This is a genomic window from Mesorhizobium sp. M6A.T.Cr.TU.017.01.1.1 (assembly GCF_004023115.1).
Classification (GTDB): Bacteria; Pseudomonadota; Alphaproteobacteria; order Rhizobiales; family Rhizobiaceae; genus Mesorhizobium; species Mesorhizobium mediterraneum.
This window is the reverse complement of sequence record NZ_RZTA01000003.1, coordinates 44,262-61,485: the sequence shown is the minus strand read 5'-3', so window position 1 is coordinate 61,485 and position 17,224 is coordinate 44,262. Positions and strand designations below refer to the sequence as shown.

Here is a 17,224-nt window from a genome sequence, read left to right as displayed (position 1 = left end):
CAACATCATTTGTTGAACATTCATTCAAAATGGCTGGACAATATGGCGACAGCCATGCCAGATTTCGCGTATTCGGGATCGATCACACGAAGCGGTCGGGCAGAAATGAAGGCTGAGCCAAGATGAAATCCTGGGATGCGATCGTCATCGGTGGCGGCCACAACGGTCTGGTCAATGCCTGCTATCTGCAGCGCGCCGGGCTCGACGTGCTGGTCGTCGAGAAGAACGGCTGGGTCGGCGGCGCCGCCACCAGCAGGGAATTGACGCCTGGCTTCCTCTATTCCAACTGCTCCTATGTCTGCTCGCTGTTTCGCCCCGAGATCATGCGCGACCTCGAACTGCCGCGCTTCGGCCTGCAGGTGATTTCCTACGAGGGCGGCGCGGTGTTCACCAGGGATGGCGACTATCTCGCCAATTACCGCGATCACGATGCTCACCGGCGCGAGTTCGCCCGCTTTTCCAAGCGCGACGCCGAAGCCTATGACCGCTATTCCCGTGACGTGACGCGGCAGTGCCGCTTCATCCAGCCATTGCTGATGCGCACTGCACCCGACCCGACCAGTTTCCGGCCACGCGACCTCGGCGAACTTCTGTATCTGGGCAGAAAGTTCGCCGGGCTCACGCCTGAGGAAATGGCGCTGACGCTGCGCTTCTGGACCATGTCGATCTCGGATTTCCTCGACGAATATTTCGAGACCGATGTCATCAAAGCGAATTTCGCGCTGTCCGGCATCATCGGCACTGCGCTCGGCCCGATGTCGCCCGGCACGGCCTATGTGCTGCTGCACCACTATATGGGAGAGGTCGACGGCTCCGTCGGCGCCTGGGGCTATGCGCGCGGCGGCATGGGCGCTGTCACCAAGGCGCTCGCCGCCTCCTTCCAGGCCTCCGGCGGCGCCATCCGCACCGGCGCCGAGGTCGACCATGTGCTGATCCAGCGCGGCAGGGCCAAAGGCGTCATGCTGGCCGGCGGCGAGGAGATTTATGGCAAGCTCATCGTCTCCAACGCCGATGTGAAACGCACCTTCCTCAAGCTGGTCGAGGAAAAGGAACTGCCCGACGTCTTCCTGCGCCGAGTCAGGAATTTCAAGATCCGCGGCTCGTCGGGCAAGGTCAATATCGCGCTGGATTCGCTGCCCGAATTCCCGGCGCTGCCGAAGGATTCGCCGGTCTATCGCGGCGATATGCATTTCACCGATTCGATGGAGCGCATGGAGCGCGCCTATGACGACTGGAAGGCCGGACGCTGGTCGGCCGACCCTTTCCTCGACATGGTGATCCCGACGACGCTCGACCCGACCATGGCGCCGCCTGGCAAGCACTTCATGAGCTGCTTCGTGCAGTACGCGCCACCGAAGGTGAACGGCCGCGACTGGACCGACGCCGACCGCGATGGTTTTGCCGAAAGCGTGATTTCGCAGATCGCCGAGTATTCGCCGGGCTTCCGCGACCGCATCGTCCATATGGAGGTGCGCACGCCGCGTGAGATCGAGGCCGAGGTCGGCCTGACCGAAGGCAATATCTTCCAGGGCGAGCTGACCTTCGACCAGCTTCTGTTCAACCGTCCGGTGCCGGGCTACGCGCAATACCGCTCGCCGGTCACGGGGCTCTATATGTGCGGGTCCTCGACCCATCCCGGCGGCGGCGTCATGGGCGCGCCCGGTCGCAATGCAGCGGCCGAAATCCTGCGCGACCTTGCCAAGCCGACTAAGCATATGAGCCCGGCCCATGACGTTATTTGATGTTGTTGTCATCGGTAGCGGCCACAACGGCCTCGTCGCCGCCGCCACGCTGGCGAAAGCCGGCCGAAAGGTGCTGGTGCTGGAAGCCGCCGGCGACGTTGGCGGTGCTGCGCGCACCGAGGAATTCGCACCTGGCTTTCGCGTCTCATCGATTGCCCATCTGCTGAACCGCCTGCACCCCGATGTGGTGAAGACGCTGGAGCTGGACAAGCACGGGCTGCAATTCGCGCGCGGCGACTTCGTGCCGTCCGTGGCGCTGTCGAAAGACGGCCCGCCGCTTGTCCTGCACGGCGCCTATGGCGAGGTGCTGACCGGCGCCAGTTCCTCCGAGCAGACCGCCTGGAAGGAGCTGCGTGCGCAACTGCTGCGCTACGCCGGCATCCTGAAGCCGTTCCTTGCGCGTCGGCCGCCCGATCTCGGCAGCATGTCGCTGCTTGAGACGGCATCGCTCGGCCAGGCTGCGATGGCGTTGAAGAAGCTCGGCAAGGAGGACATGCGAGACTTCCTGCGCGTGCTGTTGATGAACGTTGCCGACCTGCTCGACGAGCAGCTTGCCGATATCAGGCTGAAGGGCCTGCTCGCCTTCGATGCCACGCTCGGCAGCCATCTCGGCCCGCGCTCGCCGACCTCGCTGCTCGGTCTCTACTTTCGGCTGGCGGGCGAGGCAGGCGGCACTGCCGGCGCGCAGGTTCTGCCAAAGGGCGGCATGGGTGCTGTCATTTCAGCCATCCGCGCTGCAGCGGAAAAGGCAGAGGTGACCATCCGCACGGCGACTCCGGTGGCAAGGATAATCGTCGAGAAAGGCTGCGCCGTCGGCGTTGTGCTGGCCAGCGGCGAGATGCTCCGCGCCAAGACGATCGTCTCCGCCATCAATCCGGCGACCACTTTTTTCGACCTTATCGGACCGCGCGAGATCGACACCGGCTTTGTCCGCAAAGTGAAGAACATCCGCATGAAGGGCGATGCGGCGAAGCTGCATCTGGCGCTTGACCGGCCGCCGCAATTCACCGGCGTCGATGCCGCCGGCCACAAGGGCCGTCTGGTGATGGCGCCCTCGCCCGATCATATCGAGCGCGCCTTCAATCCATCGAAGTACGGCGAGTTCTCGCCCGAGCCGGTGATGGAGATCACGCTGCCCAGCCTTGCCGACTCGTCGCTGGCGCCGGACGGCGCCTGTGTGCTGTCTGCGGTCGTGCAGTATGCGCCCTATGCGCTGAAAGAAGGCTGGAGCGTTGGCAAGTCGAAATTCCTCAAGGCGATCATGGCTCAATTGGAGATCTATGCGCCGGGAATCGGCAAGACTGTGCTTCATGCAGAGCTGCTGACACCGGCCGACATCGAGGCGCGCTACCGGATGCCGGGCGGTCACTGGCATCACGGTGAACTGCAGGCCGACCAGATGCTGATGTCGCGCCCCGTCTCCGGCTGGTCGGGCTACGACACGCCGATCGACGGGCTGTTCCTCGCTGGCGCCGGCTCGCATCCGGGCGGCGGCGTTTCCGGCGCGCCAGGGCTGAATGCCGCGCGGCGCATTATTGGGATGAAGGGGTAGGCATGAATACTCAATCGGCCAAGGCCGTGCTCTACGGCGCCCCCCTCTGTCCTGCCGGACATCTCCCCCACTTGGGGGGAGATTGGCCGTCATCCCGCTTTCGCCAATCACCAACGCCCGAGGAACAAGAGGAGGCGCCCAAGCTGCCGATCTCCCCCCTCGTGGGGGGATGTCCGGCAGGACAGAGGGGGGCGCGAAGGAATGCAGTCATGAATCAGCTACCTACCCTCGACGCCTCAGCAGCCCGCGCCGCAGCACAATCCCATTTCCGTACCTTGCGGCTCGGCACGCCGTTCCAGCCGCGCATCGACGCGCTGGCCAGGACCAATGACTGGTACAATTGGGCCGGCTACCGCGCTCCACATTCGCTGTGGGACGAGGAGCTCGAATACTTCGCCATCCGCAGCCAAGCGGCCCTGTTCGACATCTCGCCGATGACGAAATACCGCATCGAGGGGCCGGACGCCCAGGCCTTTCTCAATCGCGTCACGCTGCGCGATGTGACCAAGCTGAAGTCGGGCTGCGTCCACTACACCGCCTGGTGTGACGACGACGGTTTCGTCCTCGACGACGGCACGCTGTTCCGCCTGTCGCCGACGCGGTTCCGGCTGTGCTCGCAGGAACGGCATCTGCCGTGGCTGCTGGATAGCGCCACAGGCTTCGACGTGACGGTCGAGGAAGAAACAGAGGCCGTCGCCGGCCTAGCGCTGCAGGGGCCGACCTCGTTCGCCGTATTGCGCGATGCCGGTTTCGCCGGCATCGAAAGACTGAGGGTTTTTGATCTAGCCGAGTTCCCGCATGACCACGGCACCATCACCATCTCGCGAACCGGTTTCACCGGCGATCTCGGCTACGAACTGTTCGCGTCGGCCGCCAAGGCGCTCAGCCTCTGGGACCGGCTGATACTGGCCGGCGAATTACGCGGCATCCGCGCCATCGGCTACACCGCACTCAATCGCGCCCGGCTGGAGGCTGGGCTGATCGTTGCCAATGCGGATTTCACGACGTCCGAGCATGCCATCCGTGCCGACCGCTTGCGCATGCCGGACGAGATCGGTCTCGGCTTCATGATCGACCTGCAAAAGGGTCATTTCAACGGCCGCCGCGCCATCGTCGACGCGCGGATAAAGAAGCGTCTCCGCCATGTGCTGGTCGGGCTTGAGATCGAGGGCAACATTCCCGCAGAACACGCCATCGTCTACTACAGGAAAAGCCAGGAGGTCGGGCTGGTCAGCGCCGCCATGTGGTCACCGATGGCCAAGCGCAACATCGCCCTCGCCTCGCTGGCGCGGCCGTTTGGCGACACGGTCGTCGACGACCTCTGGGTCGAGATCTACGCCATGCGCGAGTTGCAATACCAGAAGCTGATGAAGCGGGCCAAGGTGGTGCAGCGGCCCTTCATCAAGCTCGACCGCCGCACCGCCAGTCCACCGGCGGATTTCTGACCATGACGGATGAGGCAAACAAGCACGACGTCGATGCAGAAGCCAGCGAGCAGTGGGAGCTGGTCAACACGCCGCTCGGCGAAAAATGGTCGGGCCGCACGCGCTATGCCGCGGCCATGTTCTTTTACAAACGCGGCGAGATGAACGCCGAGACGCTCGAAGTCTACCGCATCTGCGCGCGGTTGGATTCGACGGATCCGCTGCCGATCATCCGCGATCGCGGCATCGGCCGGGACTGGCTGAAGCGCATAGGCTTTGAATAGCTCGCCCCAGGGTGTGTTGAGATTCAGGTCAGGCCGCGCCGAGAATGGTGGTTTCCGAGAACCGGAGCGGAGCGTACTTAAAGTACGTGAGCCCGCGCATGACCCCGAAATCGAGATCGATTTCGGAAAGATCATGCGCAAAATCAAAGTTCTACAGCGTCCTTTGCGCGCCCAATAGGGCGCGCGGCGCTGTAGGTAAGCGCAGAAAACCGCCGTTCGCAGGCCGGCATCACCTGAATATCAGCAGACCCTACCCGATCGTCTTTTCCAGCATGCTGATCCAGTTGCGATAGGCGATCTTCTCGATCAGCGCGCGACCGAAGCCGCGCGCGGCGAGCGCATCGATGAGCTTCGGCAGGCCGGTGACATCGCCGATCACAGCCGGGATCATGGCGCCGTCGAAATCGGACCCGAGGCCGACGCCGTCTTCGCCCAGTGCTTGCAGCAGCGAATCGACATGGCGCGCCATGATGTCGAGACTGGTGTCGGCATTCATCCTGCCGTCTTCGCGCAAGAATCCGGTGGCGAAATTCAGCCCGACCATGCCGCCCGAGTCGCGGATCGCGCCGAGCTGCCAGTCGGTGAGGTTGCGGGAATGGCCGCAGATCGCATGGACATTGGAATGGGTCGCGACCAGCGGTGCGTCGCTGATCTCGGCGACGTCGCGAAACCCCTTTTCGTTGAGATGCGAAAGGTCAACCATGATGCCGAGCTGGTTGCAGGCCTTGACCAGCGCCTTGCCAGCATCTGTCAGGCCAGGTCCGGTGTCGGGTGTCGACGGAAAGCGGAACGGCACGCCGTGGCCGAAGGCGTTCGGGCGGCTCCAGACGATGCCGAGCGAGCGCAAGCCGGCGGCATACAGCACGTCGAGCATCGTCAGTTCGGGGTCGATCGCCTCGACGCCTTCGATATGGAACACCGCAGCGATCGATCCTTGCGCCATCGCGTTTCGCACGTCGCCGGCGCTGCGGCAAACGGTGAGCGCCGACGCCCGCTCCAGCCTGTACAGGATCGAGGCCATGGCGATGGTGGAATCGAGCGCGTCGGCACGGGAGAGTTCAGGCGGCAACGGCTCGTTGTCGCTGGGTGCCGGCGGCACCGCGCTGCGCCTGGATTTCTCAGCCGGCGGCGGGAAGATCGCGAACATGCCGCCGGCAAAGCCGCCCTTCTTCGCGCGGGGCAGGTCGATGTGGCCGCCCTGCGTCCCTTCGATGAACAGCTTTTCGACATCGGTGTCTTTCGACTGATAGAGCCGGAGCAGCGTATCGTTGTGGCCGTCGAAGACGGGGACGAGATCGGATTCGGTCATCAGGGAGCCATTCGGTTAAGGGGGTGTGCCTCAGACGCAGCCAGTCTGCAGGCGATGTGCCTAATTAGGCAAGATGTGCGAACTGCGCAAATGCCAGAGACGTTATCCCGTTGTGGCCACCCGCTCTTCCACCGTCATCCCGCGCGCTCAGGTGGCCGAATTGAGCCGAACCTACTGTTTCAGCACGTCGGCCCATTCCTTGTGACGATGGAACTGGGCGTTGGCGAACGGGCATAGCGGGATGATCTTCTTGCCCGCCGCGCGCGCGTCCTCGACGGCGCGGGTGACGAGGCGAAGCCCGGCACCCTGGCCGCGAAATGCATCCGGCACCTCGGTGTGGTCGATGATGATCTGGTGCTCGCCGATCTTGGTGAAGGTCATCTCCGCCTCGGCGCCGTCCGGCCCGCGCAAGAGATAACGGCCCTTGGAGCCGCGGTCCTCCAGTTCGATCTCCGGCAATTGGTCAAGCATTGCTTACGCTCCTTCTACCGGCGTAGCGGACAGAAATCGCCGCGCCGCCTCGATCTCGTTCGACTGCACCTCATGGCCGCCGTCATGCCACTCCACTGTGACATCGGCGCCATCGGCGCGCAAATACGCCTCCAGCCGCGACGTCAGGTTGGGCGGGCAGATCGGATCGCGCCTGCCGGCGGTGACCAGGATGCGGCGGCCGGCAAGGCTGCCGTGCACCTGCGGCTCGAACGGGATCAGCGGATGCATCAGCACCGCCGCATCGAGAAGCGGCGGCGCAGCGAACACCACCGAGGCCAGGATGTTGGCGCCGTTGGAATAGCCGAGGCCAAGCACCGACGAGGGTTTTGCCGCCTCGACATGTGCCCTGATAAAACCCACCATCTTGTCCGTCGCCCGCGCCAGGTCGCCCATGTCGTAGACGCCCTCGCCGGTGCGGCGAAAGAAGCGTCCCGCACCGTGTTCCGAGACATCGCCGCGCGGCGAGATGATGGTCGCCTGCGGCGCGAGATCGCGCCCGAGCGACAGAAGCTGGCTCTCGTCGGCCCCGGTGCCGTGGAAGACGAAAAGCAGCGCGCTGCCCGGCGAACCGGGCAGCACCTTGTGGATGTAAGCGTCCTTGCTCATGGCCCTGTCCTCAGTCTTCGAGCTTCTGCAAATGCTGTTCGAGATAGGGCCTCAGATGCTGGTGCTGCGTCGGCAGCTTCAGCGCCTCACCGAGATGGGCCGTATCCTCGTCGCGGTCGAAGCCCGGCTCGTTGGTCGAGACCTCAAACAGCACGCCGCCAGGCGTGCGGAAATAGATCGCCCAGAAATAATCGCGATCGATCACCGGCGTCACCTGATAGCCGGTGTCCATCAGCGCCTTGCGCACTTCGAGTTGCTTGGCGCGGTTTTCGACGGCGAAGGCGACGTGGTGGACGGATCCCGCGCCGAGATCAGCAAAAGCAGCGCCCGGCAGCGCTTCGATATCGACGAAATTGGCGCCATTGCCGTTCTTCACTGCCAGCCGTTTTACGTTGCCGGATGTGTCGACTTCCTCATAGCCCATGAATTTCAGCAGCTCTTCTGTGGCGCCGCCATCCTTGAGTCTGAGCGACACTGAGTGAAACCCGCGGATCGCCTCGTCGGAGGGAATGCCAGCTTTCGCCCATGGCGCACGATGGTCGGCCTTGTTCTCGACCAGCGCAAACCCGTCGCCATCGGGACCGGCGAAGGCAAGCCGCTTCTCGCCGAATGTTTCTTCGCGCGACAGCCCCATGACGCCCTCATCGGCAAAACGCTTTTCCCAATAGGCGAGCGTGCCTTCGGGCACCGAATAGACCGTGGTGCCGACCTCGCCGACGCCGTGGCGGCCCTTGCCGATGTTGGGGAAGGGGAAATAGGTCATCACCGAGCCGGGCGTGCCGACCTCGTCGGCATAGTAGAGGTGGTAGACATCCGGCGCGTCGAAATTGACGGTTTTCTTGACCCGGCGCAGGCCAAGCTTTTTTGTGAAGAATTCATTGTTCTGGCGTGCATCCCTGGCCATCGAGGTGACATGATGCAGGCCCTTGATCTGGTCGAGCATTTTCCTGCTCCTTCCCTTGTCCTGTGCGGCCCATGCCGCGGTCCACGCCAATATGAGGACCCGCCAGCCGGCGGCAAAGGCCGCAAACGCAGAATAGACTGTGCTGGAAAAGTGAACAATAAGGCGATTTCTGTTCACTATTCAGAAAACCCGTCAGGCTTGCGTCATCGCCAAAATTCGGCTCCATGAGCGGCACGGACACATGATCGGGAAGGATACAGCGATTGGCCGAAAAAGGCAGACGCCAGAACATTCTCCTGATCACCTGCGACCAGTGGCGCGGCGATTGTCTGTCGGCTGTCGGTCATCCGGTGGTGCGGACCCCGAACGTCGACGCGCTCGCTGCCGAGGGCATACTGTTCAGAAAACATTATGGCGGGGCGGCGCCCTGCTCGCCGGCGCGCGCTTGCCTCTACACCGGCCTCTACCAGATGAACAACCGCGTCTGCCGCAACGGCACGCCGCTCGACGCCCGCCACGGCAACATCGCGCTCTCGGCGCGCAGCCTCGGCTATGATCCGACGCTGTTCGGCTATACCGACGTGTCGCCCGACCCGCGCGCTCTGGCGCCAGGCGACCCGCGGCTGAAAAGCTACGAAGGCGTGCTGCCCGGCTTCACCGTGCGCCAGCTCCTGCCGGAGCATCAGAAACCGTGGCTGTCCTGGCTCAAGGCGCGCGGCATCGATAGCGGCGCCGGCTTTCCCGATATCCATCGCCCAGCAGACGAGGCTGGAGGCAGGATCGAAAGCGCGGTGACCAGCGCACCGCCCGTCTATTCGAAGGACGAGACCCCAGCCGCTTTCCTGACCGGCGAATTCGTCCGCTGGCTTGGCGAACAGGAGCGCGACACACCGTGGTTTGCGCATCTCTCCTTCCTCAGCCCGCATCCGCCCTTCATCGTGCCGGAGCCTTACAATACGATGTATGATCCGGCCGACGGCACAGCCTTCAGCCGCGCCGCGAGCTGGCAGGCCGAGGCGGAGAGCCACCCCTACCTTGCCTATGATCTTGACCAGCAGCAGCGGGCAAAATTCCGCCCCGGCGCCGAAGGCAAGGTGCGCGATTGGGGCGACGACGATTTTCGCCGCATCCGCGCACTCTATTACGGCATGATCTCGGAGGTCGACGCGCAGCTTGGCCGCATCTGGCAGGCGGTCAAGGCGGCGGGTGCATGGGATGACACCATCATCGTGCTGACCTCGGACCACGCCGAGATGATGGGCGACCATTACATGCTGGGCAAGGGCGGCTTCTTCGACGGCAGTTTTCATATTCCGCTGATCATCCGCGACCCGCGTCGCCGCAATGCGGCCGGCGCCAGCGTCGACCGCTTCAGTGAGGCGGTGGACATAGCGCCGACATTGCTCGATCTGCTTGGCGAGGAAACGCCGCCGCATCTCGACGGACAATCGCTGAAGCCGTTCCTGGATGCCGGGGAGCCGGACAACTGGCGCGAGGCCGCGCATTGGGAGTTCGATTTCCGCTCGGTAGCCGACGGTGATGCCGAGCGCCACTTCGGCATCGGTCCGCGCCAGTGCAATCTGGCCGTCATCCGCACGGAAAAATTCAAATATGTACATTTCGGCGGCGGCCTGCCGCCACTGCTGTTCGACCTGGAGAAGGATCGAGACGAGCTAACCAATGTCGCTGGCGACCCGGCCTATTTGCCAGTCCGGCTGGAGCTTGCCGAAAGGCTGCTTGCCTGGCGGGCCGAACATCTCGACCAGTCGCTGGCGCTTGCCGAACTGACCGAGGATGGCGTTGCCGGCCACGTCGCAGGCCTGCCACCTTTCCAGTCATGAAAAGGCCCGCGCCGTTGCCGGCACGGGCCTTTTTCATCGTTGGAGCGAACTACCGCATGATCATGCGCTGTGTGTCGCGGTTTTGCGCATATGTAGCCTTGTCATAGGGGGCCTGCGCCTCGAGCTGCTCCTTGGTGAAGTTCGTGTAGAGATAGCGCTTGCCATCCTTGTCGGTCATGAATTTGAGGTTGTCCATGCCGATCGCCACCTCCTTCTCGCCAACGCCAAGGAAACCGCCGACGTCGATGATGACGGCGTCGACCTTCTTGTCGCCCGTCAGCACGACGTCACCAATTTCACCGACATTGACATCATTGGCGCCATAGACGGTGGTTCCAACCAGATCCTCGGACCGGATTTTGTCGACCGGCATTTCGGTCAGCGCCGACTTGTCGATCGCAGCGGTCTGCGTCTGGTCGGGGGCGGAGGCGTCAGGCGTTGCTGCAGCCGGAGCCTCGGCTGTCTTGTCCATTGGGGCCGGAGCAGCGGTGTCAGGCGTTGCCGCGGGGGCTTGCGCCGTCTTGTCCGCCGGTGCTGGAGCCGGAGTGACGGTAGGGGTGGTAGCTACCGGCGCCGCCGCGTCAGTGGATGCGGTAGTCACCGGGGCGGGATCATAAGGCCTGCGGTCGAACTCCGGCAACGCCTCCAGCCCCTCCTTCGTGGTCTCGGCCACCAGCCAGCGATCACCGTCCCTCTCCGCCCACTTGGCCTTGTCGAACTGATAGGCCACGTTCTTTTCGCCAACCTCAAGGAAGCCGCCGACGCCAATGATCAGCGACTCGGCCATGCCATCCTTGGCCAGGACGATGTCGTTCACGTCGCCGATGTTTTGAGCATCGTCGCCAGTGCCGTTGTAGACGGTTTCACCGATGATGTTGGTGGCAAGGTTCCCATCGGCGCGCTTCACGGGTTCGGCAGGAGCCGGTTCAGCCGGAGCCGCCGGAGCGTTCTGTGCGGTGGTATCGGTCGCGCCAGAAGGGGCTGGAGGAGCCGTGGCCGTGGTGTCGCTGGCCGCAGGAGCCGGATCATAGGGCTTGCGATCGAAGTCCGGCTGAGCCGTCAATTCATCCTTTGTGGTTTGGGCAATCAGCCAGCGGTCGCCATTGCGTTCGGCCCACTGCAGCTTGCTGTAGTCGAAAGTGACATTCTTGGCGCCGACGCCAAGAAAGCCGCCGACGCCGATGACGACGGATTTCGCCTGACCGTTTTCATCGAAGATGACATCACTGACATTGCCGATGTTCTCGGCATCGACGGCTGTGCCATTATAGACAGATTCACCGATGATATTGGTTACCAAGCTGCCTTCGGCGCGCGGAATGGGAGCAGCCGGAGCGGTATCCTGGACTGCTGGATCCTGCGTCTGCGCCGGGGTTGTGGCCGTCTGCGCGTATGCGCCGGTCGCAATCAACGCTGCGAGTGCGGTGGTGGTTAAAAGGGTGCGGATCATTGTAATCTCCTCGTGCGTTATTTCGTTCACGCCACGGGCCGCCGGTGGGAGATTGGTCGCGGCGTTACATATTCACAACGTCGTGACCGCGCCGTTGTTCCGAAACCATGGCGAGCGTCGTGAAAAAACCCTCCGAACCGCGCCAATCAGGCAGTCGGCCGGTGAGATTCGCGCCTGTATTTTCGTTAGAGCTGCGGAACTTTTTTTCAGCCGCCCCGTTTCAGCCTGTGGCTGGGTCTGTCCTGGTCGATGATCACCCAATGGCTGACAAGAAAAAACGGAGCGGGGGGATGCGATTTGCGGCGGTGCTGAACCAGGAGGGCGGCACCTTGCGCACGATTGATCTTTCCGCGTTCACCGACCGGATGCGCCAGACATTGGAGGCAGCAGGTCACTCCATCGATATCGACATCGTTGCCGGCAATGACATAGTTAGAGCGCTGGACCGCATCGCTTCGAAGCACAGCATCGACATTGTTCTGGCCGGTGGCGGCGACGGCACCATTTCGGCCGCGGCGGCTCGGTTGATGGGCAAGAAGAAGGCACTTGCCATTTTGCCGGCTGGCACGATGAACCTGTTCGCGCGCGGGCTCGGCATCCCACAGACCCTTGACGCGGCAGTGAAATCCTTTGCCGACGGCGAGGTGATCGCAGTCGATATGGCAACCGCCAATGGCCAGCCATTCGTGCACCAGTTCTCGATCGGCATGCATGCCAGGATGGTTCAACTTCGCCAGACCATGGAGTTTGGCTCGCGGTTGGGAAAGATGCGGGCCTCGGCGAAGGCTGCCTGGGCGGCGATCAACAATCCGTCGGCAATGAAGGTGACGCTGACTATCGGCGAAGCCGAGATCGTGACGCGCACCACCGGCATCGGCATCACCAACAATCTGTTCGGTGAGGGTCATCTACCCTATGCCGACAATCCCGCCGGCGGCGTGCTCGGCATCTATGTCACGGTGGCGCGGCGGCGTGGCGAACTGATCAGGTTCCTCTTCGACATGGCGCGCGGCAAATGGCGCGACAGCGAGCACGTCGAAATCCACCAGGCCGACCGGGCCGTTTTGAAAGTCCACTCGGCAACCAAGAAATTCCGAGCCGTCATGGATGGCGAACTGGTCAGGCTTGACCGCGAAACGACGATCGAAATCCGTCCTGGTGCGCTGAACGTTCTCGTCCCGGCGCGCGCTGTCCAAGCGAAGGCCGCGTGATGCAGGCCGGCACAGTCGATCGGAAGGCTTCAGCCTTTGGGAATCTCGCCCTGTTCGTTCCTGGGAAGCTCGCCCTGTTCGGTTGTCGACGTCTTGTCTATCATGTTGCCGTAAATCTCCGCGATGCCCCAGGCGATAAACGCCAAAAGCAGTGCGGCGATCAAGATACGGAAAGTGTGCCACCCCCAGCGTCCCTGGCGGGCTTTGTCTTCAGGAACGATCTTGGGCATGATCGGCCTCCATGTTGTTTGGCGCAAGCATGTCGTTTGGCGCCGGCGCGCGCCGCTGGCAAAACGTGGTTGGGTAACGGTTCCTCAAGGCGAAGGTTCCGGTTTCAGAGCCAGGCAACTGGCCTAGCGCGAATGGCTGCAAGCCGATGCATTTGGGGGCCTTGTGGATAGCAGGGTAGTGAAAAAGCCGACTCTGCCGGTCGATGTGCTTGGCGCGGTTGGCGCCGCGGACCGGCTTGCCGTGCTCCACGGTCTCGATGCAATCGACACGACGGCCGATCCTGACTTCGACCGTATCAGCGCTCTTGCCGCCGCGGTGATGCAAGCACCTATCGCGCTCGTCACGCTGCTCGGTGTCGAGCGGCAATGGTTCAAGTCCTGTGTCGGCCTGGATGAGACCGAGGCCGCGACCGATACATCTTTCTGCGCCCACGCCATTGCCGCCGGCGACGAGCCGATGGTGGTGACCGATGCGAGCACGGATTCACGTTTCAACGCCAGCCCGCTGGTCACCGGCGAGCACCATGTCCGTTTCTATGCGGGTGCGGTGATTGTGGTAGCCGGCGCCCGGATCGGCACGCTCTGCGTGCTCGACCGCAAGCCGCGCGCGTCGCCGTCTACCGCCAAGCTCGAACAATTGACGGCGCTCGCCAGTCTCGCCGCCAGCCTGTTCGCATTGAAGGACGCCACCCGCAACGGCGCCAGCGCCGCTGCGGCGCTGGCGCGTGAGGAAAAGCGGCGCGCCATAGCGCTCGACGCCGCCTCGCTCGCTAGCTGGGCATGGGATATCCCCACCGATATGATCGAATGCGATGTCCGGCTGTCCGAGCTGTTCGACCTGCCGCGCTCGAATCGGCTAAGGGCGCGCGATATCCTTGCTGCCATCGACCCGCGCGATGTCTACCAGACCGAGACGCACTTTCGCGACGCGCTGGCCAGCGGTGACGACTATTTTGGCGAATACCGCGTCAAGGGCTTCAGTCCGCCGCGCTGGCTCGCTACGCGCGGCCGTGTCATCGAGCGCGACGGCGACGGCAAGCCGACGTTGATCTTCGGCGTCAATTACGACGTCACCGAACGCAAGCTCGGCGACGAGCGGCAACGGCTCTTGCTGCGCGAGCTGAACCATCGCGTCAAGAACACGCTGGCGACCGTGCAGGCACTGGCGACGCAAACCGTTCGCCATGCCCGCCAGCCGAGCGAGTTCCTCGAAGCCTTTAGCGCCAGGCTTCAGGCGCTAGGCGCCGCCCACAGCCTGCTGTCCGACCGCGAGTGGCGCGGCATCGGCATTCGCGAACTCGTGCAGATCGAGGTCAAGCCGTTCGACACCGCCCAACAGCCGCGCATGACGATCTCAGGCGCCGATCTCCTGCTTTCGCCCGACCAGGCGGTCGGGCTCGGCCTGATCCTGCATGAACTGGCCAACAACGCGCTGCAATACGGATCGCTGTCGGCGGCTGCGGGCAAGGTCGATCTCGACTGGAAGGCACAGGGCCGGAAAGGCGCACGGCGCCTTGTGCTGACCTGGCGCGAAAGCGGCGGGCCTGAAGTTGCCTCGCCCGAACGCCACGGCTTCGGCTCGATCCTGATCCGCCGCAGCCTGGCTAAGGTCATCTCCAGCGAAGTGACCCACGAATTCCGGCCGGAAGGCGTGTTTGCCGAAATATCGATGCCGCTGGAGGATCTGTCGAAGTGACGGCTCGACCCTGATCCCGAACCGAAGGTCCTGGTCAGCGAAAAGTGGGGTTCGGTTTTCGGATAAGATCATGGTCGAACAAGAAGAATCGCTTCGAGCTATTTCACTTCGCCGGCATCCGGATCGTCGGCATCGGACTTTATATTCTCGCGGTAGATGGCGTAGGCGGCGAGTGCGATCGCCGGACCGAGAATGGTGGCCAGGCCACCTTTCCCCTTGAGCAGCGTCGGCAGTATGGCGAGCGCAGCCGTGATGCCGACCGCCTTCATGTCGGCATTGCGCCTCCGCGCCCTGCGTCGGGCGCGCGCGCCGGCCGACAGCTGATAAATAAGCAGGAGGAACCCTGCGATCACCAGGAAGCCGATTCCGAAACCAAAGCAGGCTGCCATCGGCCCGTAGCGGCCCGCCACCCAAATATAGGCCGCTCCGACGAGGAAACCGAGGCCGCATAGTGCTGCAAGTGCCGCGAGCGCATAGACGATTGCAGCCGTGCGTGCGCGACGCACGGCTGCAACGGTTTCACCCGAGGCGAGGCCCGAGATCAGCGATGCCAGCATTCCCATCTGGGCTGAGGCTAGCGGCGCGCGAGAAGCGCGAACAGAAAGCCGACGCCGGCGGCGATCGCCAGCGACGTCACCGGCTTTTCGCGCACGCTCGCCGCCACTTGCGCTTCGAGGTCCTTGGCGTTGCTGCGCAGGGTGTCGAAGGCCGCTTCGCCCTGGGCGCGCAGTTGCTCGACGCCTTCGGTCGCGGCGCGGCGGGCCGTCCCGTAACCATGTTCGCCGGTCTTGGCCAATTGCTTGGTGAGTTTTTCGATATCGGCTTTCAATTGCCTGATGTCGGCCTCGAGATCCGAATTCGCCCGGCTTGCGTTCGCGGTCTTTCCTGCGGCAGTCGCCATTGCTTAACTCCTTGCGCTTGCTTGGTTTCAAACGCTCGATACACGCCAAGGTTCCGAAATCGGAACAAGGTCCATGAAAGGGTGTTTCCGCGTATGAGTCCAGCCCGATCCGAACATCTCAGGACCGGCGTCAGATCAGCAGCCGGCGTTCCTCGCTCAACCCTCCCAGCGCGAGTTAAACCTGCGGATCGTCTGTTGAAGGATCGAGATTCCGTCGTCTGCGACGGACGTGTTTTTTTACATAACAGAATGCCAAATAACTTTAGATGACAGGACACCAAATAGCGATCATGACTCCTCTGTTCCCTGCGCTTCCCCTTTTCCCTGCGCGCCACGGAGACATTGCCACGTGCCACCCCTGCTTGACGGATTGCGGATTCTTGTTTTGGAGGATGAATTCCTGATCGCCATGGATGTCGAGCAGCTTTGCCGCGACTATGGCGCCGGCGACGTGACCATCGCCCGCGATCTGGGTGAGATCGATCGCAAGAACGTTGCCTTGCGATTCGACGCAGCCATCGTCGATCTCATGCTGGGCGGCGCTTCGACGCTCGATTTCGCTTCGCGGCTGCGCGAATCGGGCGTGCCTTTCGTCTTCGCCTCGGGCTATTCCGACATGGACGAAATCAAGGTGTCCTTTCCCGATATCAGATTGGTCACCAAGCCCTATTCGGGAGACGACCTCGTGCAGGCAGTGGCGGCTGCGTGCGGGCGCGGACCTCCTGTTTGAGGGTCCGGAAACGGAGGCGCGTATTGCCGGGGTCAGTGTTCAGGCGGCGTTCGACCCCGTCACCTGAGCCGAGATCGCGTCCGGGCCAAACTCGTCATCGCCGGAAATCTTCAGGATTTCCTGCAACCGCGTGCGGGCGCGGCTGACGCGGCTCTTGATCGTTCCGACCGCACAGCCGCAGATCTCGGCGGCTTCCTCGTAGGAAAAGCCCGAAGCGCCGATGAGGATGATGGCTTCGCGCTGGTCCTCGGGCAATTGCTCGAGCGCGCTACGAAAGTCCTTGAGGTCGAGTTGGCCGTGCTGGGCCGGATGGACGGCTAGCCTGGCCGTCATGATGCCATCGCTGTCCTGCACCTCGCGGCCGCGCTTGCGCATCTGCGAATAGAATTCATTGCGCAGGATGGTGAACAGCCATGCCTTGAGATTGGTGCCCGGCTCGAAGCTTTCATGCTTGTCCCAGGCCTTCACCAGCGTTTCCTGCACCAGATCGTCGGCCTTGTCGGCGTTTTGCGTCAACGATACGGCGAAGGCCCGCAGGCTCGGAATCGAGCCGAGCAGATCGGTCTTGAAGCTCTGGGAGACAACCGCCATGCCTCAGTCCTTTTTCTGTGCAGGTTGGGCCCGTTCCAACTGGCTGAGCAATTGGGCGAAGCGATCCGGCACATTGTCGGAGACCAGCTCGTCGTAATATTGTTTGAGTTTGCGGCCGATTTCCGAATTTGGCCCGAGCGGGTCGCCGGAAGCAGCCCGGCGCCTGTTTGCAGCGCCAGCCGTGGTATTTTTCGTCATGTCTTCATTTCGCCCTTTGTTCCCAGCACCCGGCCGCCCCTCAACACAAGACGCAAAGCAAGC

General features: G+C 63.0%; 18 protein-coding genes. 8 read left to right on the top strand and 10 right to left on the bottom strand.

All coding sequences use genetic code 11. From position 1 onward, the window contains the following. Positions 1-122: 122 nt before the first annotated feature. The 4 genes from EOB36_RS01690 to EOB36_RS01670 all read left to right on the top strand — a co-directional run bounded on the left by EOB36_RS01690 (position 123) and on the right by EOB36_RS01670 (position 5,002). Positions 123-1,742: an NAD(P)/FAD-dependent oxidoreductase gene (locus tag EOB36_RS01690; protein ID WP_128284132.1), complete on the top strand. Its 1,620-nt coding sequence runs from the start codon at positions 123-125 to the stop codon at positions 1,740-1,742. Then, a complete protein-coding gene (locus EOB36_RS01685) occupies positions 1,729-3,294 on the top strand; it encodes an NAD(P)/FAD-dependent oxidoreductase (RefSeq protein ID WP_128284131.1) in 1,566 nt (521 codons plus the stop codon). Before EOB36_RS01690 ends, EOB36_RS01685 begins: the two co-directional genes overlap by 14 nt. A gap of 209 nt (positions 3,295-3,503) precedes the next feature. Next, positions 3,504-4,739 (top strand): aminomethyltransferase family protein, encoded by a 1,236-nt coding sequence (locus tag EOB36_RS01675; RefSeq protein ID WP_128284130.1) that lies wholly within the window; start codon positions 3,504-3,506, stop codon positions 4,737-4,739. A 2-nt stretch (positions 4,740-4,741) separates the two neighbouring features. After that, positions 4,742-5,002 carry a hypothetical protein gene (locus tag EOB36_RS01670; protein WP_128284129.1) on the top strand — a complete coding sequence of 87 codons (261 nt, stop codon included), beginning with the start codon at positions 4,742-4,744 and terminating at the stop codon, positions 5,000-5,002. A gap of 250 nt (positions 5,003-5,252) precedes the next feature. Here the strand turns inward: EOB36_RS01670 and EOB36_RS01665 are convergent, their stop codons facing one another. The 4 genes from EOB36_RS01665 to EOB36_RS01650 form a co-directional block, all read right to left on the bottom strand. Then, the gene (locus EOB36_RS01665; RefSeq protein WP_127288440.1) at positions 5,253-6,311 is read right to left on the bottom strand and encodes a dipeptidase; all 1,059 of its coding nucleotides are present in this window, start codon (positions 6,309-6,311) and stop codon (positions 5,253-5,255) included. 171 nt (positions 6,312-6,482) lie between these two features. After that, a complete protein-coding gene (locus tag EOB36_RS01660) occupies positions 6,483-6,782 on the bottom strand; it encodes a GNAT family N-acetyltransferase (RefSeq protein ID WP_029348700.1) in 300 nt (99 codons plus the stop codon). 3 nt (positions 6,783-6,785) lie between these two features. Continuing rightward, the gene (locus EOB36_RS01655; protein ID WP_128284128.1) at positions 6,786-7,409 is read right to left on the bottom strand and encodes an alpha/beta hydrolase; all 624 of its coding nucleotides are present in this window, start codon (positions 7,407-7,409) and stop codon (positions 6,786-6,788) included. A gap of 10 nt (positions 7,410-7,419) precedes the next feature. Further along, entirely contained in the window at positions 7,420-8,352 is a 933-nt protein-coding gene (locus tag EOB36_RS01650; protein WP_095487140.1) for a VOC family protein, read from the bottom strand. Positions 8,353-8,576: 224 nt separating this feature from the next. On the opposite strand from EOB36_RS01650, the gene EOB36_RS01645 reads away from it, so the two are divergent. Next, the gene (locus EOB36_RS01645) at positions 8,577-10,154 is read left to right on the top strand and encodes an alkaline phosphatase family protein (RefSeq protein ID WP_127204269.1); all 1,578 of its coding nucleotides are present in this window, start codon (positions 8,577-8,579) and stop codon (positions 10,152-10,154) included. Positions 10,155-10,203: 49 nt separating this feature from the next. Here EOB36_RS01645 and EOB36_RS01640 read toward each other — a convergent pair whose 3' ends face one another. Then, positions 10,204-11,604 carry a PRC-barrel domain-containing protein gene (locus tag EOB36_RS01640; protein ID WP_128284127.1) on the bottom strand — a complete coding sequence of 467 codons (1,401 nt, stop codon included), beginning with the start codon at positions 11,602-11,604 and terminating at the stop codon, positions 10,204-10,206. 290 nt (positions 11,605-11,894) lie between these two features. On the opposite strand from EOB36_RS01640, the gene EOB36_RS01635 reads away from it, so the two are divergent. After that, on the top strand, positions 11,895-12,815 hold the full coding sequence (locus tag EOB36_RS01635; RefSeq protein WP_126104630.1) for a diacylglycerol kinase family protein: 921 nt from the start codon (positions 11,895-11,897) through the stop codon (positions 12,813-12,815). Between the two features lie 29 nt (positions 12,816-12,844). Here EOB36_RS01635 and EOB36_RS01630 read toward each other — a convergent pair whose 3' ends face one another. Next, on the bottom strand, positions 12,845-13,045 hold the full coding sequence (locus EOB36_RS01630) for a hypothetical protein (protein WP_095487148.1): 201 nt from the start codon (positions 13,043-13,045) through the stop codon (positions 12,845-12,847). Between the two features lie 178 nt (positions 13,046-13,223). On the opposite strand from EOB36_RS01630, the gene EOB36_RS01625 reads away from it, so the two are divergent. Next, complete coding sequence (locus EOB36_RS01625; RefSeq protein ID WP_245458149.1) at positions 13,224-14,741, top strand: HWE histidine kinase domain-containing protein; 1,518 nt, start codon at positions 13,224-13,226, stop codon at positions 14,739-14,741. A 98-nt stretch (positions 14,742-14,839) separates the two neighbouring features. Here EOB36_RS01625 and EOB36_RS01620 read toward each other — a convergent pair whose 3' ends face one another. Then, positions 14,840-15,304 (bottom strand): hypothetical protein, encoded by a 465-nt coding sequence (locus tag EOB36_RS01620; protein WP_127204271.1) that lies wholly within the window; start codon positions 15,302-15,304, stop codon positions 14,840-14,842. An 11-nt stretch (positions 15,305-15,315) separates the two neighbouring features. Next, positions 15,316-15,642 carry a DUF883 family protein gene (locus tag EOB36_RS01615; protein ID WP_095487154.1) on the bottom strand — a complete coding sequence of 109 codons (327 nt, stop codon included), beginning with the start codon at positions 15,640-15,642 and terminating at the stop codon, positions 15,316-15,318. Between the two features lie 349 nt (positions 15,643-15,991). Between EOB36_RS01615 and EOB36_RS01610 the strand changes: the two genes are divergently transcribed. Beyond that, the gene (locus EOB36_RS01610) at positions 15,992-16,372 is read left to right on the top strand and encodes a response regulator (RefSeq protein WP_126104627.1); all 381 of its coding nucleotides are present in this window, start codon (positions 15,992-15,994) and stop codon (positions 16,370-16,372) included. A 39-nt stretch (positions 16,373-16,411) separates the two neighbouring features. On the opposite strand, the gene EOB36_RS01605 is transcribed toward EOB36_RS01610, so the two are convergent. Then, positions 16,412-16,963 (bottom strand): RNA polymerase sigma factor, encoded by a 552-nt coding sequence (locus tag EOB36_RS01605; protein ID WP_128284126.1) that lies wholly within the window; start codon positions 16,961-16,963, stop codon positions 16,412-16,414. Between the two features lie 3 nt (positions 16,964-16,966). Continuing rightward, positions 16,967-17,161, bottom strand: a complete 195-nt coding sequence (locus EOB36_RS01600) for a NepR family anti-sigma factor (RefSeq protein WP_095487158.1) — start codon at positions 17,159-17,161, stop codon at positions 16,967-16,969. Between the last annotated feature and the right edge of the window lie 63 nt (positions 17,162-17,224).

What these genes read in the sequence shown, in the direction of transcription:
- EOB36_RS01600 (WP_095487158.1), bottom strand. Translation starts at nt 17,161, where the DNA reads ATGACGAAAAATACCACGGCTGGCGCTGCAAACAGGCGCCGGGCTGCT.
- EOB36_RS01655 (WP_128284128.1), bottom strand. Translation starts at nt 7,409, where the DNA reads ATGAGCAAGGACGCTTACATCCACAAGGTGCTGCCCGGTTCGCCGGGC.
- EOB36_RS01665 (WP_127288440.1), bottom strand. Translation starts at nt 6,311, where the DNA reads ATGACCGAATCCGATCTCGTCCCCGTCTTCGACGGCCACAACGATACG.
- EOB36_RS01660 (WP_029348700.1), bottom strand. Translation starts at nt 6,782, where the DNA reads ATGCTTGACCAATTGCCGGAGATCGAACTGGAGGACCGCGGCTCCAAG.
- EOB36_RS01685 (WP_128284131.1), top strand. Translation starts at nt 1,729, where the DNA reads ATGACGTTATTTGATGTTGTTGTCATCGGTAGCGGCCACAACGGCCTC.
- EOB36_RS01635 (WP_126104630.1), top strand. Translation starts at nt 11,895, where the DNA reads ATGCGATTTGCGGCGGTGCTGAACCAGGAGGGCGGCACCTTGCGCACG.
- EOB36_RS01650 (WP_095487140.1), bottom strand. Translation starts at nt 8,352, where the DNA reads ATGCTCGACCAGATCAAGGGCCTGCATCATGTCACCTCGATGGCCAGG.
- EOB36_RS01690 (WP_128284132.1), top strand. Translation starts at nt 123, where the DNA reads ATGAAATCCTGGGATGCGATCGTCATCGGTGGCGGCCACAACGGTCTG.
- EOB36_RS01630 (WP_095487148.1), bottom strand. Translation starts at nt 13,045, where the DNA reads ATGCCCAAGATCGTTCCTGAAGACAAAGCCCGCCAGGGACGCTGGGGG.
- EOB36_RS01605 (WP_128284126.1), bottom strand. Translation starts at nt 16,963, where the DNA reads ATGGCGGTTGTCTCCCAGAGCTTCAAGACCGATCTGCTCGGCTCGATT.
- EOB36_RS01615 (WP_095487154.1), bottom strand. Translation starts at nt 15,642, where the DNA reads ATGGCGACTGCCGCAGGAAAGACCGCGAACGCAAGCCGGGCGAATTCG.
- EOB36_RS01640 (WP_128284127.1), bottom strand. Translation starts at nt 11,604, where the DNA reads ATGATCCGCACCCTTTTAACCACCACCGCACTCGCAGCGTTGATTGCG.
- EOB36_RS01675 (WP_128284130.1), top strand. Translation starts at nt 3,504, where the DNA reads ATGAATCAGCTACCTACCCTCGACGCCTCAGCAGCCCGCGCCGCAGCA.
- EOB36_RS01620 (WP_127204271.1), bottom strand. Translation starts at nt 15,304, where the DNA reads ATGGGAATGCTGGCATCGCTGATCTCGGGCCTCGCCTCGGGTGAAACC.
- EOB36_RS01670 (WP_128284129.1), top strand. Translation starts at nt 4,742, where the DNA reads ATGACGGATGAGGCAAACAAGCACGACGTCGATGCAGAAGCCAGCGAG.